General features: G+C 64.1%; 12 protein-coding genes. 4 read left to right on the top strand and 8 right to left on the bottom strand.

What is annotated here, in order from left to right:
* Positions 1-121 precede the first annotated feature (121 nt).
* The 3 genes from H1B27_RS11130 (at position 122) to H1B27_RS11120 (ending at position 3,476) form a co-directional block, all read left to right on the top strand.
* The gene (locus H1B27_RS11130; protein ID WP_197966082.1) at positions 122-1,273 is read left to right on the top strand and encodes an HlyD family secretion protein; all 1,152 of its coding nucleotides are present in this window, start codon (positions 122-124) and stop codon (positions 1,271-1,273) included.
* A gap of 105 nt (positions 1,274-1,378) precedes the next feature.
* Positions 1,379-2,986 (top strand): MDR family MFS transporter, encoded by a 1,608-nt coding sequence (locus H1B27_RS11125; protein ID WP_197966081.1) that lies wholly within the window; start codon positions 1,379-1,381, stop codon positions 2,984-2,986.
* Positions 2,987-3,014: 28 nt separating this feature from the next.
* On the top strand, positions 3,015-3,476 hold the full coding sequence (locus H1B27_RS11120) for a carboxymuconolactone decarboxylase family protein (protein ID WP_197966080.1): 462 nt from the start codon (positions 3,015-3,017) through the stop codon (positions 3,474-3,476).
* Between the two features lie 129 nt (positions 3,477-3,605).
* Here the strand turns inward: H1B27_RS11120 and H1B27_RS11115 are convergent, their stop codons facing one another.
* The 6 genes from H1B27_RS11115 to H1B27_RS11090 form a co-directional block, all read right to left on the bottom strand.
* The gene (locus H1B27_RS11115) at positions 3,606-4,466 is read right to left on the bottom strand and encodes a D-amino-acid transaminase (protein ID WP_197966079.1); all 861 of its coding nucleotides are present in this window, start codon (positions 4,464-4,466) and stop codon (positions 3,606-3,608) included.
* 185 nt (positions 4,467-4,651) lie between these two features.
* Positions 4,652-5,383, bottom strand: a complete 732-nt coding sequence (locus H1B27_RS11110) for an amino acid ABC transporter ATP-binding protein (RefSeq protein WP_061879045.1) — start codon at positions 5,381-5,383, stop codon at positions 4,652-4,654.
* A 12-nt stretch (positions 5,384-5,395) separates the two neighbouring features.
* Positions 5,396-6,088: an amino acid ABC transporter permease gene (locus H1B27_RS11105; protein ID WP_197966078.1), complete on the bottom strand. Its 693-nt coding sequence runs from the start codon at positions 6,086-6,088 to the stop codon at positions 5,396-5,398.
* 3 nt (positions 6,089-6,091) lie between these two features.
* Complete coding sequence (locus H1B27_RS11100; protein WP_197966077.1) at positions 6,092-6,823, bottom strand: amino acid ABC transporter permease; 732 nt, start codon at positions 6,821-6,823, stop codon at positions 6,092-6,094.
* Between the two features lie 117 nt (positions 6,824-6,940).
* A complete protein-coding gene (locus H1B27_RS11095) occupies positions 6,941-7,852 on the bottom strand; it encodes an amino acid ABC transporter substrate-binding protein (protein WP_061879048.1) in 912 nt (303 codons plus the stop codon).
* An 87-nt stretch (positions 7,853-7,939) separates the two neighbouring features.
* The gene (locus H1B27_RS11090) at positions 7,940-9,337 is read right to left on the bottom strand and encodes a M20 family metallopeptidase (protein WP_197966076.1); all 1,398 of its coding nucleotides are present in this window, start codon (positions 9,335-9,337) and stop codon (positions 7,940-7,942) included.
* 279 nt (positions 9,338-9,616) lie between these two features.
* Between H1B27_RS11090 and H1B27_RS11085 the strand changes: the two genes are divergently transcribed.
* Positions 9,617-10,996, top strand: a complete 1,380-nt coding sequence (locus tag H1B27_RS11085) for an LLM class flavin-dependent oxidoreductase (RefSeq protein ID WP_197966075.1) — start codon at positions 9,617-9,619, stop codon at positions 10,994-10,996.
* A gap of 114 nt (positions 10,997-11,110) precedes the next feature.
* Here the strand turns inward: H1B27_RS11085 and H1B27_RS11080 are convergent, their stop codons facing one another.
* Both H1B27_RS11080 and H1B27_RS11075 read right to left on the bottom strand, forming a co-directional pair.
* Positions 11,111-12,772, bottom strand: coding sequence for a thiamine pyrophosphate-binding protein (locus H1B27_RS11080; RefSeq protein ID WP_197966074.1), 1,662 nt, complete (start codon positions 12,770-12,772; stop codon positions 11,111-11,113).
* Between the two features lie 265 nt (positions 12,773-13,037).
* Positions 13,038-13,538 (bottom strand): GFA family protein, encoded by a 501-nt coding sequence (locus H1B27_RS11075; RefSeq protein ID WP_061879052.1) that lies wholly within the window; start codon positions 13,536-13,538, stop codon positions 13,038-13,040.
* Positions 13,539-13,675 lie beyond the last annotated feature (137 nt).

Raw genomic sequence — 13,675 nt, 5'->3', positions numbered from 1 at the left:
GTTCCTACTGGATAATGCTTCAAATAATTCCGGGATTATCACAAAGGCCGGGACAACGCATCTTACCCTCGTCAATGCGGACGCCCTCCTCGAACGGGCGACCGGGAATTTCGAGGATGTCATGTCGAACGCTTCTTATGTGTCTGGAACAACTGCAAAAATCGGCCTGCGGCTGTCTCGGCAGACCCTCAATCGGGCGGCCATCGGCCTGGCGCTGATCCTCGGCATCGCGGTGGCCGGCGACTATGGCTACGACTATTTGAAGACCGGCCGGTACCTCGAATCCACCGACGACGCCTATGTGAAGGCGGATTCCACGATCGTCGCGCCGAAGGTCTCCGGCTACATCGCAAAGGTGCTGGTGGGCGACAATGAGAAGGTCAAGGCAGGCCAGCTGCTGGCCAAGATCGACGATCGCGATTTCAGGACGGCGCTCGACCAGGCCCGCGCCGATGTCGCGGCTGCCGAAGCCTCCGTGCGCAACATCGATGCCCAGCTCGAACTGCAACAGCCGATCATCGAGCAAAGCACGGCCGATGTCGCTGCCGCGGACGCCAATCTGAAATTCGCACAAGAGGAGCGCGCCCGCTACGACGACCTCATGAAGTCGGGCTCCGGCACAATCCAGCGCGCGCAGCAGACCGACGCGGCGCTGCGCGCCAGCAGCGCGCAATTGCAGCACGCGAAGTTCGGCCTTCTGGCTGCGCAGCGCAAGATCGACGTGCTCACCAGCCAGCGTGCCCAGGCCGCAGCCCAGCTCGAACGTGCCCGTGCGGTCGCGCAGCAGGCAACGCTGAACCTGTCCTATACCGAGATCACCGCGCCGGTGGATGGCACGGTCGGCGCCCGCAGCTTGCGCGTCGGCCAATACGTGCAGGCCGGCACGCAATTGATGGCCGTGGTGCCGCTCGATGCGGTCTATGTCGTTGCCAACTTCAAGGAGACCCAGCTCACGCATGTGCGGCCCGGCCAGCCGGTCGAACTGTATGTCGACAGTTTTCGCGATCGGGTCCTGCACGGCCATGTCGACAGCCTCTCGCCGGCGAGCGGGCTGGAATTCGCATTGCTGCCGCCCGACAACGCCACGGGCAACTTCACCAAGATCGTGCAGCGCGTTCCGGTGAAGATCGTGCTCGACGACCACAGCCTCACCGGCCTGCTTCGCCCCGGCATGTCCGCGGTGCCGACCATCGACACCAAGGCGACCGTGCTGGCCGAGCGCGAGACGGCCAGGCGTCTCGCCGACAACATGCTAAGGCCGCACGGCGGCTGACCCGGACCCGGCAGGTTTGTCAAACCCTGCCGGAAGATCGTTCCAGAACGTCCTCGATTGTCGAAATCATCCGCATCCTGTCTCCGCAGCCGAGACGAGGCTTCCATGAGCACGCTTCAACCCGCCCTCAACGCGACATCCGCCCCCAGCATTCCCGCACCCGCCGCTCCGTCGGTGCCGGCCAAAACCTGGATCGCGGTGATCGGCGCAACGCTTGGCGCCTTCATGGCGGTGCTGAACATCCAGATCGTCAACGCCTCGCTCGCAGACATCCAGGGCGCGATCGGCGCCGGCATCGACGACGGCGGCTGGATCTCGACCTCCTATCTCGTCGCCGAGATCGTGGTGATCCCGCTGTCCGGCTGGCTGGCGCAGGTGTTCTCGATCCGCATCTATCTGCTCACCAACGCGATCCTGTTCCTGGTCCTGTCCGCGGCCTGCGCGCTGGCGCATGATCTGTCGCAGATGATCGTGCTGCGCGCCATCCAGGGTTTCACCGGCGGCGTGCTGATCCCGCTGGCCTTCACGTTGATCATCACCCTGCTGCCGCGCGGCAAGCAGCCGGTGGGCCTCGCGCTCTTCGCGCTGTCGGCGACGTTCGCACCCGCGATCGGCCCGACCATCGGCGGTTATCTGACCGAGAATTTCGGCTGGCAGTACATCTTCTACGTCAACCTCGTGCCGGGCGCGATCATGGTCGGCATGCTCTGGTACGCACTCGAGGCCAAGGCGATGAAACTGTCGCTTCTAGCGGAGGGCGACTGGGCCGGCATCGTCACCATGGCAATCGGCCTGTCGGCGCTGCAGACCGTGCTCGAGGAGGGCAACAAGGACGACTGGTTCGGCTCACCGTTCATCGTCAAGCTGTCGGTGATCGCGGCGGTGGCGCTGACCGCCTTCCTGATCATCGAGCTCACGGTGAAGAAGCCACTCTTGAACCTGCGCCTGCTGGTACGCCGCAATTTCGGCTTCGGCATGCTCGCGAACTTCCTGCTCGGCATCGCACTCTACGGCTCGGTATTCATCCTGCCGCAGTATCTGTCACGCATCCAGGGCTACAATGCCGAGCAGATCGGCATGGTGCTCGCCTGGACCGGACTGCCGCAGCTGGTGCTGATCCCGCTGGTGCCGCGCCTGATGCAGCGCTTCGACGCGCGGATCATCATCGGCATCGGCTTCGTGCTGTTTGCCGCGTCCAACTTCATGAACATCTACATGACCAACGACTACGCCGCCGACCAGCTGCTGTGGCCCAATATCGTTCGCGCGATCGGGCAGGCACTGGTCATGGCGCCGCTGTCGGCGGTGGCAACCGCCGGCATCGAAGCCGAGAACGCAGGCTCGGCGTCGGGCCTGTTCAACATGATGCGCAACCTCGGCGGCGCGGTCGGAATTGCGATCTTGCAGACCGTTCTGACCAAGCGCGAGCAGTATCATTCCAACGTGCTGATGCAGTCGGTCTCGATATTCGAGCAGGCGACGCGCACGCGACTGGAGCAACTCACCCAGTATTTCGTCAATCACGGCGTCCTCGACCATGCGGATGCCGCGCATCGCGCCTATGTCGCGATCGGCCGTATCGTGCAGAAGCAGGCCTATATCCTGGCTTTCAGCGACACCTTCTATCTGCTCGGCATGGCGCTGATCGTGGCGCTGCTCGCCGTCCTCTTCCTAAAGAAGCCCGGCCAGACCTCGGCCGGTGGCGCCCACTGACCTCAACCCAAGAAGCAAGGAGACAATCATGAAGCCTCGCATGAACTACCTCCAGGCCGCGCCCGCGACGATGAAGGCGCTGATGGCGCTGGAGGAGCAGATTCAGTCGACCGGCATCGAGAAATCGCTGATCGAGCTGGTCAAGATCCGGGCGTCGCAGATCAACGGCTGCGCCTTCTGCATCAACATGCACAGCGAGGATGCGCGCAAGCGCGGCGAGACCGAGCAGCGCATCTACCTGCTAAACGCGTGGCGAGAATCCCCTCTCTATACCGAGCGCGAGCGTGCCGCGCTGGCCTGGACGGAATCGGTGACGCTGATCTCGCAGACGCATGCGCCCGACGAGACTTACGAGCAGGTTCGCGCACAGTTCTCCGATGAGGAGACGGTGAACCTGACCATGCTGATCGGCGCCATCAATGCCTGGAACAGGATCGCGATCGCGTTCCGCGCGGTGCATCCGGTGAAGGTGAAGGCTTCGGTGGCGTGAGGCATCCGCAACTGTCATGCCCCGCGAAGGCGCGGCATCCCGTACGCCGCGGCCCATCGGGCCTATCACTGCCGTCACGGCGTCCTGGATCGCCCGGTCAAGCCGGGCGATAACAGCGGTGGGCGTGGCTCAGACCGCAGTCGCCTTGGCGAACTCCACGTAGATCTCGCGAAGGCGCGTTGCCACCGGGCCGGGCTTGCCGTCGCCGACAGTCTTGCCGTCGATGGCGACCACCGGCTGCACGAAGGAGGATGCGCTGGTGATGAACGCCTCCTTCGCCGCGAGCGCCTCGGCGACCGTGAAGGACCGTTCCTCGACGCGGAGCTGGCGCTCCTCGGCAAGCGCGATCACGGCCTTGCGCGTGCAGCCCGGCAGGATCGCATTGGAATTCTTGCGCGTGACGATGACGTCGTCCTTGGTCAGGATGAACGCCGACGACGAGCCACCCTCGGTGACGTAGCCATCCTGCAGCATCCAGGCCTCGCCCGCGCCGGCTTCCGCCGCGGCCTGCTTCGCCAGCACCTGCGCCAGGAGCGCCACGCTCTTGATGTCGCGGCGTTCCCAGCGGATGTCAGGCACCGTGATGACATTGATCCCGGTCTTGGCCACCGCGGCGTTGATGATGTCCTTCTCGGACGTGAACATCACCAGGCTTGACTTGACGTCCTCCTTGGGGAACGGGAAGTCGCGCCCCTTGTCGGCGCCGCGCGTGACCTGAAGGTAGACGAGCCCGTTCTGGAGCTTGTTGCGCGCGATCAGCTCCTTCTGGAGCTCGGTGATGCGCTCGATCGTCTCCGGCAGCTTCAGCTTGATCTCCCCGACCGACCGCTCCAGCCGGGCCAGATGCGAGGCATTGTCAACCAGCTTGCCATCCAGCACGGCCGAGACCTCATAAATGCCGTCGGCGAACAGGAAGCCGCGATCGAGCACCGAGATCTTGGCTTCCGAAAGCGGGACGAATGAGCCGTTGACATAGGCGATCGGGTCCAAGGCAGGTCTCCTGGGGAGGGAAGGGGAATTTCGTCTCGGTATAGGAGATTTGAGGGGCCCGATAAACCCTACTCTCTTCGTCATCCCGGGGCGCGCGTAGCGCGAGCCCGGGATCCATACTCCCGGTGGTGGTTATGGATTCCGGGCTCGCGACTGCGTCGCGCCCCGGAATACGGTGGCGGTGATTAATGCGAGAGAATCTTCGACAAGAACTTCTGCGCCCGGTCGCTGCGCGGCTTGCCGAAGAAGTCTTCCTTCGCCGCGTCCTCGACGATCTCGCCGCGGTCCATGAAGATGACGCGGTTGGCGACCTTGCGGGCAAAACCCATCTCATGGGTGACAACCATCATGGTCATGCCCTCATGAGCGAGATCCACCATGACGTCGAGCACCTCGCTGACCATTTCCGGATCAAGCGCGGAAGTCGGCTCGTCGAACAGCATGACGATCGGATCCATGGCGAGCGCACGGGCGATCGCAACGCGCTGCTGTTGGCCGCCGGACAGGTTCGCGGGATACTTTTGCGCCTGTTCCTTGAGGCCGACGCGCTCCAGCAGTTGCATGCCTTTCGCCTTCGCCTTGTCGCGCGACCGGTCGAGCACCTTCTCCTGCGCGAGGCAGAGATTGTCGATGATCTTCAGGTGAGGAAACAGCTCGAAGTGCTGGAACACCATGCCGACCCGCGAACGCAGCTTCGGGAGGTTGGTCTTGGGATCATTGACCTTGATGCCGTCGACCAGGATATCGCCGCTCTGGAACGGCTCCAGCGCATTGACGCATTTGATCAGCGTCGACTTGCCCGAGCCCGAGGGGCCGCAGACCACGACCACCTCGCCCTTGGTGACGCTGGTCGTGCAGTCGGTCAGCACCTGGAAGCTGGGGCTGTACCATTTGTTGACGTGGCTGATTTCGATCATGAGCTTCTAGCCCTAGCGAATGATGGCGATGCGCGCCTGGAGGCGGCGGACGCCGTAGGACGCGATACAGGAAATGGTGAAGTAGACGATCGCAGCGAACAGGTACATTTCGACCAGGCGCCCGTCGCGCTGCGCCACCTTGCTGGCCGCGCCCAGGAAGTCCGTGATCGAGAGAACGTAGACCAGCGAGGTGTCCTGGAACAGCACGATGGTCTGCGTGATCAGAACCGGAAGCATGTTGCGGAAGGCCTGCGGCAGCACGACGTAGCGCATGGTCTGGGCATAGGTCAGCCCCAGCGCGCTGGCCGCGGCCGGCTGTCCGCGCGAGATCGACTGGATGCCGGCACGCATGATCTCAGAGAAATACGCCGCCTCGAACATGATGAAGGTGATGAGCGAGGAGGCGAAGGCGCCGACGCTGATCGGCCGCGAGGCGCCGGTCACCCACTGCCCGATATAGGGCACCAGGAAGTAGAACCAGAAAATGACCAGCACCAGCGGCAGCGAGCGCATGAAGTCGACATAGATTCCGGCGATGCGGCCGAGGATCTTGAAGCCGGAGAGCCGCATCAGCGCGAGTGCCGTGCCGAAGACGAGGCCGCCAAGGGCCGCGAGCCCCGTCAGCGTCAGCGTGAAGGTCATGCCCTCCAAGAACAGATAGGGCAGCGCGCGGCGGATGACGTCGAAATCGAGATTGCCGAACATCGCTTATTTCCCCGTGATGTAGCCGGGGATCGCGACCCAGCGCTCGAGAAAGCGCATTCCGGTCACGACGACGGCGTTGACGAGGAGGTAGAGGATGGTCGCGGCGGTGAAGGCCTCGAACACCTGGAACGAGAATTCCTGCATCGAGCGCGCCTGTCCGGTCAGCTCGAGCAGGCCGATGGTGATTGCGACCGCCGTGTTCTTGATGGTGTTGAGGAATTCAGAGGTGAGCGGCGGCAGGATGATGCGGAAGGCCATCGGCAGCAGCACGTAGCGATAGGCCTGTACCGTGGTCAGGCCCAGCGCGGTTGCGGCCATCTTCTGCCCGCGCGGCAGCGAACCGATGCCGGCCTGCAATTGCACGGCGACGCGGGCCGACATGAAGAAGCCGATGCCGATCGCGGCCGTCCAGAACGGCGCGTTCGGGAGCTGCTTCAGCCAGGTGCCGGCAGCTTTCGGCAGCAGCTCCGGCAGCACGAAGTACCACAGGAAGAGCTGCACGAGCAGCGGCATGTTGCGGAAGAATTCGACATAGGCAAAGCCGAACCAGTTCGCCCCCTTCGACGGCAGCGTACGCATCACGCCGACGATCGAGCCGGTGATCAGCGCAATGACCCAGGCCAGCGCCGCGGTCTTGAGGGTCAGCGCCAGGCCCGACAGCAGCATGTCGAGATAGGTGCCGGTCCCCATCGGGTTCGGCTGGAAAAAGATTCCCCAGTTCCAGTTGTAGTTCACGTGTCCCCCGCGCGAACGCGCCAGTCATGGATGTCCTGAGCGCCTATGCAAATGTCCGGCCACCCTGGTGTCAAGAGTGGCCGGACATGATCCCGATCGAAAGATCGAGGTTTTATCTTACTTGTAGTCGTCCGGGTTCGGCGAATCCGTCGGCTTGGCGAACTCGTTCTTCAGCTCGGCCGAGATCGGCGTGTTGAGGTTCAGGCCCTTCGGCGGGATCTTCTGGGTGAACCACTTGTCGTAGATCTTCTGGGCTTCGCCGGACGTATAGAGCGCCGCCGTCGCCGCATCGACCGCCTTCTTGAAGGCGGGGTCGTCCTTGCGCAGCATGATGCCGTAGGGCTCGGGCTTGGAGAACGCATCCTTGGAGATGACGTAGTCGTCGGGGTTCTTCGAGCCGGCGACGAGGCTCGCCAGCAGGATGTCGTCCATGACGAAGGCGACCGCGCGGTCGGTCTCGACCATGAGGAAGGCTTCGGCGTGGTCCTTGGCCGGAATGATGTTGGCGCCGAGGCCCTTCGCGACGTTGGCCTCAGTGAGCTGCTTGATGTTGGTGGTGCCGGCGGTCGAGACCACGGTCTTGCCCTTGAGATCGTCGATCGACTTCAGGCCGCTCGACTTCTTGAAGACGTAGCGGCTGGCGGTCAGGTAGTGGGTGTTGGTGAAGGCGACCTGCTTCTGGCGCTCGGCATTGTTGGTGGTCGAGCCGCATTCGAGGTCGATCGTGCCGTTGGCCATCAGCGGGATACGCGTCGCCGAGGTCACCGGGTTGAGCTTGACCTCGAGCTTGTCGAGCTTGAGCTCCTTCTTCACGGCGTCGACGATCTTGTAGCAGATGTCCATCGCGAACCCGACGGGCTTCTGGTTGTCGTCGAGATAGGAGAATGGGATCGAGGAGTCGCGGAAGCCGAGCGTGATGGCGCCGGTGTCCTTGATGTTCTTCAGCGTGCCGGTCAGCTCCTGGGCCCCGGCCTGGCTGACGACGAAGGTCGCGGCGAGCGCGAGCCCGATGCTACGGAAATGTTTCACTTTCTTCTTCCCCTTTCAGGATGATGCGGCCGGATGCAAGCACAAATCGGGCCGGATTAGAATGTGACTTTCGGCTGGACCGATGCCTCAGGTTAACGGGCCTGTCAGTGGTCCTGGCAATTCCCCGAGATCCCAGAACAGCCCGGCCATCACCGTCAAGGCCTCTTCGGTCAAGGGCAGCAGGATGTGCTCATTGGGCGCATGCTGGGAGCAGCCGGGATAGGAGTGCGGCACCCAGATCGTCGGCAGGCCCAGGATCTCGGAAAACACGTCGTTTGGAAGCGAGCCGCCGAAATTCGGCAGCACGGCCGGCGCCTTTCCTGTGGTCTCCCTGACCGAATCCGCCGCCCATTTGATCCAGGGGCTGTCGAAATCGGTGCGCGATGCAGCAAAGCTCTGGGCCGCCCGCACCTCGACCATGGGAAAACCCTTTGCAACGAGATGCGCGCGGATTGCCTCGATCAGGCCCTCGACCTTCGTCCCGACCACGAAGCGCAGTTGCAGCACGGCATTGGCGTGACCGGGAATGGCGTTCGCCGGCTTCTCGATATTGCCTGACGACATCGCCAGCACTTCGAGCGTGTTCCAGGCATAGAGCCGCTCGGCCGCCGACAGCCCCTCCTCGCCCCAGTTCTCCGCGAGCGCCGGCTCGTCGGCGGTCGGCACCACCTGCACGTCGGCGAGGTAGCTGCGGATCTGGTTGGTGAGCCGCGGCGGCTTCAAGGCATCGAGCAGGAGACGGCCGTGGCCGTCGACCAGTGTCGAGATCGCATTGACCAGGATGGTCGCGGGATTGGCGAGCACGCCGCCCCAATTGCCGGAATGGTGGCCGCCGTCGCGCAGATTCACGTCGAGATGAATGCGGATGCCGCCACGGCAGCCGAGAAAGAGCGTCGGCCGGTCCGCGGACAGGCGCGGCCCGTCGGATGCCACGAACAAGTCGGCCTTGAGCGCGTCCCGATTGAGATCGCAGACCTTGCCGAGATCCGGCGAGCCGATCTCCTCGCCCATTTCGACGATGAATTTCGCGTTGAAGCCGAGTTTGCCGCCGCGAGCGTCACGCACCGCGCGGAGCGCCGCCATATTGATGCTGTGCTGGCCCTTGTTGTCGGCGGTGCCGCGGCCATAAAGGCGCGTACCTGCAACCGTCGTGCGCCAGGGATCGCGGCCATCGCGCCACTCGCCCTCCATGCCGTCGACGACGTCGCCATGGCCGTAGATCAGCACGGTCGGCGCCGACGCGCTCTCGTGACGTTCGGCCAACAGGAAGGGCGCCTTGCCGCTTGGGGATTCGACGATGCGGCTGGAAAAATCGAGCGCGGCGAAGGCCGGCTGCATCTCCCGTTCCAGATAGGCGCGCAGCTCGGCGCCGCGCGACGGATTCTGGCTCTCGGTCCGATACGCGACGCGGCGGTCGAGTTCAGCGAGGAACGCACCGGACTTGAAGTCGTCCCGGGCGCGGGCGATGGCGTCGGCTCTGGTCATTGCTTTCGTTTTCAAGGTTGTCGAGGCGGGCGAACGTAGCGGGCTACGTAGGCCATCGAAAGTGGCAGGGGGCTTGGAGAGTTTCTTGGAGTTTCTCTTGTAGTTCGCTTGTAATTTTCTTGGGATTTCGTTCCTGCTCGCTCGAGATCGGCTTGCCAGGCGTGGCGGCACCGCTGATTTTGACCTTGCCAACCCCCAAACATATGCAAGAACTTCGCCAAGTTGGGGCGCACATCTATCATTCGAAGAGCGCTCAGTACAGGGCGCCGAGGGACCAGCATGGCCAAAGAGATCAGGCTCAACGCCTTTGCGATGAATTGCGTCGCACACCAGTCACCGGGCCTGTGGACCCATCCACGCGACCGCACGGCCGACTATAACCGCCTGCCCTACTGGATCGATCTCGCCCGAACCCTGGAACGGGGCCGCTTCGACGGGCTGTTCCTGGCGGACGTGCTCGGGGTCTACGACGTCTATGGCAACAGCCCTGACGCAGCCTTGCGCAATGCTGCACAGACGCCGTCGAACGAGCCGCTGCTGCTGCTGTCGGCGATGGCAGCGGTGACGCAGAATCTTGGTTTCGGCGTCACCAGCAATCTGTCCTTCGAGCCGCCCTACCCGTTCGCACGGCGGATGTCGACGCTCGATCACCTCACCGAGGGCCGGATCGGCTGGAACGTCGTCACTGGCTATCTCGACAGCGCCGCGCGCGGTGCCGGCAAGGACAGGCAGACCGGGCACGACGACCGCTACGACATCGCCGACGAATATATGGAGGTCGTCTACAAGCTCTGGGAAGGGAGCTGGGAGGACGACGCCGTGCTGCGCGACCGCAAGCGCGGCTTGTTCACCGATCCCGCAAAGGTTCATCGCGTCAATCATGACGGCGCGAACTACCGCATCAACAACACTATTCATCTCAGCGAGCCCTCGCCGCAGCGAACGCCCGTGCTGTACCAGGCCGGCACCTCGCCGCGCGGGCGGCAGTTCGCGGCCAAGCATGCCGAATGCGTGTTCATGTCGGGTCCGTCGGCCAAGGTGATCGCGCCGCGCGTGTCCGCGATCCGGCAGGAGGCTGCCGCGCTCGGCCGCAACCCGGCCGAAATCCTGATGTTCTCGATGATGACGATCATCCTCGGACGGACGGAGGCCGAGGCGAAGGAGAAATACGCCGATTATCGCCGCCACATCAGCCCCGAGGGCGCGCTCGCCCTGATGTCGGGATGGACCGGCGTCGACTTCTCCGGATACGACCTCGACCAGCAGGTCCGCCACGTCCAGAACGACGCCGGCCGCAGCGCCATGGACAACGTCACCCGCGCCGACCCCGACCGCGTCTGGACCGTGCGCGACGTCATCGAGCATGTCGGCATCGGCGGCGCCGGCCCGGTCGTGGTCGGCACGCCGGAGATGGTCGCGGACAAGATCGAGCAATGGTTCGAAGCAACCGACGTCGATGGGCTCAACGTCGCGTTCGCGATCTCGCCCGGCGATTTCGAGGACATCGCCGACATGCTGGTGCCGGAGCTGACCCGGCGCGGACGGTACAAGAGCGAGTATGCCAAGGGCACGCTGCGGGAGAAGCTGTTCGGCGCCGGCCGGCCGCGGTTAGATGCGCCGCATCCGGCTGCGGGGTATCGGGTGGGGAAGAAGGGGTAGCTGCTTCCTCCTCGTCATTGCGAGCGAAGCGAGGCAATCCAGAATCCCTCCGCGGATACAGCCTGGATTGCTTCGTCGCTGCGCTCCTCGCAATGACGGTGGACAGAGCCTGCCCTACACCGTCCCGTCCACCATCACCTCGATCAGCTTCGTGCCCGGTCGATTGAACGCCGAGGCCAGCGTTGCCTTCAGTTCGAGGGGATCACTTACCTTGATCGCCTCGCAGCCCAGCGCCTTGGCGACGCCGGCGAAATCCACGGGCGGATCGACGAAATCCATGCCGACGTAGTTGTCGTCGCCATGGAAGGCGAGCAGGCGCTGCTTGATGATGCGGTAGCCGCCATTGTTGACGATGATGACGTTGAGCGGCAGCTTGTGGTGCGCCGCCGTCCACAGCGACTGGATCGAGTACATCGCGCTGCCGTCACCGGAGAAGCACACGACGGGGCGATCGGGGTTGGCAACGCTGGCACCCACGGACGCCGGCAGGCCCCAGCCGATTCCCCCTGAGGCAAGGCCATGATAGCCATAGCGATCGCGGTGCGGCCGCAGCGCCGTGACCTGGCGGCTGGAAGTGAGGCCCTCATCGACCAGGATGGCGTTATCAGGCATCGCCTCGACCATCTGCAGCACCAGATAATCGGGATCGATGGGGCTACGGCCCGCGCTCTTGCTGATCTGCTCGACCAGAGCAGCGCGACGCGCGGTCCAGTTCTTCGGCGCGAGCTCGGCAAGGCGCCGCTTGGCGCGTTGCGCCAATTCCTCGCCACCCATCTCCTTCAGGACGGGGATCAAGGCGCGCAGCGTCTCCTTCAAGTCCGCCTTCAGCGCGATCTCGGCGCCGTAATTCTTCGCGATCTCCCAGTCGACAAGGCCGACCTGCACGATGGCGAGTCCGTCCGGCAGCGCATCGACCTCGCTGTAGACCGACATGCGCAGGGGATCGCCGCCGAGCGCGATCAGGAGATCGTAAGGTGCGAGGGTATCGCGCGCGGCCTTCTGCACGCGCGCGAGCGTGCCGATGAAGCTTGGGCTCTCCGAGAGGAAGTGCGAGCCATAGGGCGTCGAGGATTGGTAGGCGGCCGCGCCGAGCAGCTCGGCCAAGTCAGCCGCCTCCTTCAGAGCATCGCTCTTGACCACCTCGTCCATGGTGACGATGACGGGACGCTCAGCCTTCAGTAACCGCGCGGCAAAGATCTTCAACGCCTCGTCCGACGGCCTTGTGCGGGCATCGATGCGGGTGGAGCGGCCGAGATCGATTCCGGCCTCGCTGTTGAGGATGTCGCCGGGCAGCGAGATGAACACCGGTCCGGTCGGCGGCGTGGTCGCGACCTTGGCGGCGCGGCGCACGATGCGCGGCAGATCCTCCAGCCGCGTCACCTCGACCGCCCATTTCACCAGCGGCTCGGCTATCCGCACCAGCGGACCATAGAGCACCGGCTCCATCAGGCCGTGGCCCTGCTCCTGCTGGCCTGCGGTCAAAATCATCGGCGTGCCCGTGAACTGGGCGTTGTAGAGCGAGCCCATCGCGTTGCCGAGGCCGGGCGCGACGTGCACGTTGCAGGCGACGAGCTTGCCCGAGGCGCGGCTGTAGCCGTCGGCGATTGCGACCACGAGGCTTTCCTGCATCGCCATCACATAGGTGAGATCGGGATGATCCTTCAGCGCGTGCATGATCGGCAGCTCGGTGGTGCCGGGATTGCCGAACAGATGCGTGATGCCTTCGTCCTTGAGAAGCGCGAGAAACGCGGAGCGGCCGGTGATCTTGTTCTTCATGTTTCCTCCAGGAGCGGGCATTGCCGCAAGGACTGAAGGCATGATGGCCGAGATCTTGGGAGGCACGCAAGGAAGCGTGGTCATGGCTGCCTTGCGCGGGACGGTCTCGTGTCCCGGACGCGACGCAGCGCGTAGCGGTGCGGCGCAGAGCCGGGACCCATAACTGGCACCAATCTCACTGACGTATGGGCCCCGGCTCAGCAGCGCATCACCGAAGTGGTGATGCGCAGCGTCCGGAGCACGAGAGCTCGGTACGCAGCCCGCGCTACATCTCCTCCCGGCCGAGCTCGAACGGATCCTCGCCTCTCGCCCGCTTCTTCTTTTTCGAGCGCTGCCACACCACGCCCGGAAACCCCTTCAGCGGCACCAGCGGTTCGCCGGTATAGGCCCATTCCTGCAGCTCCTCGATGGCGATGTGATAGAGCGGCTGGCGGCCGGTGCGCTCTGTGAACAGCGCACGGGGGATGTTGACCATGTGCGGCCCGCGCGGGCGCTCATAGGCGATCGGCGTGCCGCAATGCGAGCAGAAGCTGCGCGCGGTCTTCGTCGCCTTGTCCTCGTAGCGGGTCAGCGCGGTCTTGCCGGAGGTGATGCGGAAGCGCTTCTTCCAGCTTCCAACATAGGTTGCGTAAGCCGCGCCATGGGCGCGGCGGCTGGCGGCGGAGTGATCGTGCCAGGCCCAGCGCGCGGGAACGTCGATCTCGAAGGCGATCTTGCCGCAGAGACACTGGCCGGTGGCTATACCTGCGGCGGCGGCTTTGGCCATTGTGTTTCCCCGTCGTCATTGCGGCTGACGGTGGCGCGACACTCTAACTCGTCATTCCGGGGCGATGCGAAGCATCGAGCCCGGAATCCATCTCACCTCCGGGTATGCGGTCGGATGGATTCCGGGCTCGCGACTTC

Origin of the sequence: Bradyrhizobium diversitatis (assembly GCF_016031635.1) — a bacterium.
Lineage (GTDB): Bacteria > Pseudomonadota > Alphaproteobacteria > Rhizobiales > Xanthobacteraceae > Bradyrhizobium > Bradyrhizobium diversitatis.
Note: the sequence above shows the minus strand (reverse complement) of the source record. Positions and strands in the feature narration are given on the sequence as shown.

Excerpts from the sequence above, each read along its gene's own strand:
- H1B27_RS11075 (WP_061879052.1), bottom strand. The coding sequence starts at position 13,538 with ATGGCCAAAGCCGCCGCCGCAGGTATAGCCACCGGCCAGTGTCTCTGC.
- H1B27_RS11105 (WP_197966078.1), bottom strand. The coding sequence starts at position 6,088 with ATGTTCGGCAATCTCGATTTCGACGTCATCCGCCGCGCGCTGCCCTAT.
- H1B27_RS11110 (WP_061879045.1), bottom strand. The coding sequence starts at position 5,383 with ATGATCGAAATCAGCCACGTCAACAAATGGTACAGCCCCAGCTTCCAG.
- H1B27_RS11125 (WP_197966081.1), top strand. The coding sequence starts at position 1,379 with ATGAGCACGCTTCAACCCGCCCTCAACGCGACATCCGCCCCCAGCATT.
- H1B27_RS11130 (WP_197966082.1), top strand. The coding sequence starts at position 122 with ATGTCGAACGCTTCTTATGTGTCTGGAACAACTGCAAAAATCGGCCTG.
- H1B27_RS11080 (WP_197966074.1), bottom strand. The coding sequence starts at position 12,772 with ATGAAGAACAAGATCACCGGCCGCTCCGCGTTTCTCGCGCTTCTCAAG.
- H1B27_RS11085 (WP_197966075.1), top strand. The coding sequence starts at position 9,617 with ATGGCCAAAGAGATCAGGCTCAACGCCTTTGCGATGAATTGCGTCGCA.
- H1B27_RS11120 (WP_197966080.1), top strand. The coding sequence starts at position 3,015 with ATGAAGCCTCGCATGAACTACCTCCAGGCCGCGCCCGCGACGATGAAG.
- H1B27_RS11090 (WP_197966076.1), bottom strand. The coding sequence starts at position 9,337 with ATGACCAGAGCCGACGCCATCGCCCGCGCCCGGGACGACTTCAAGTCC.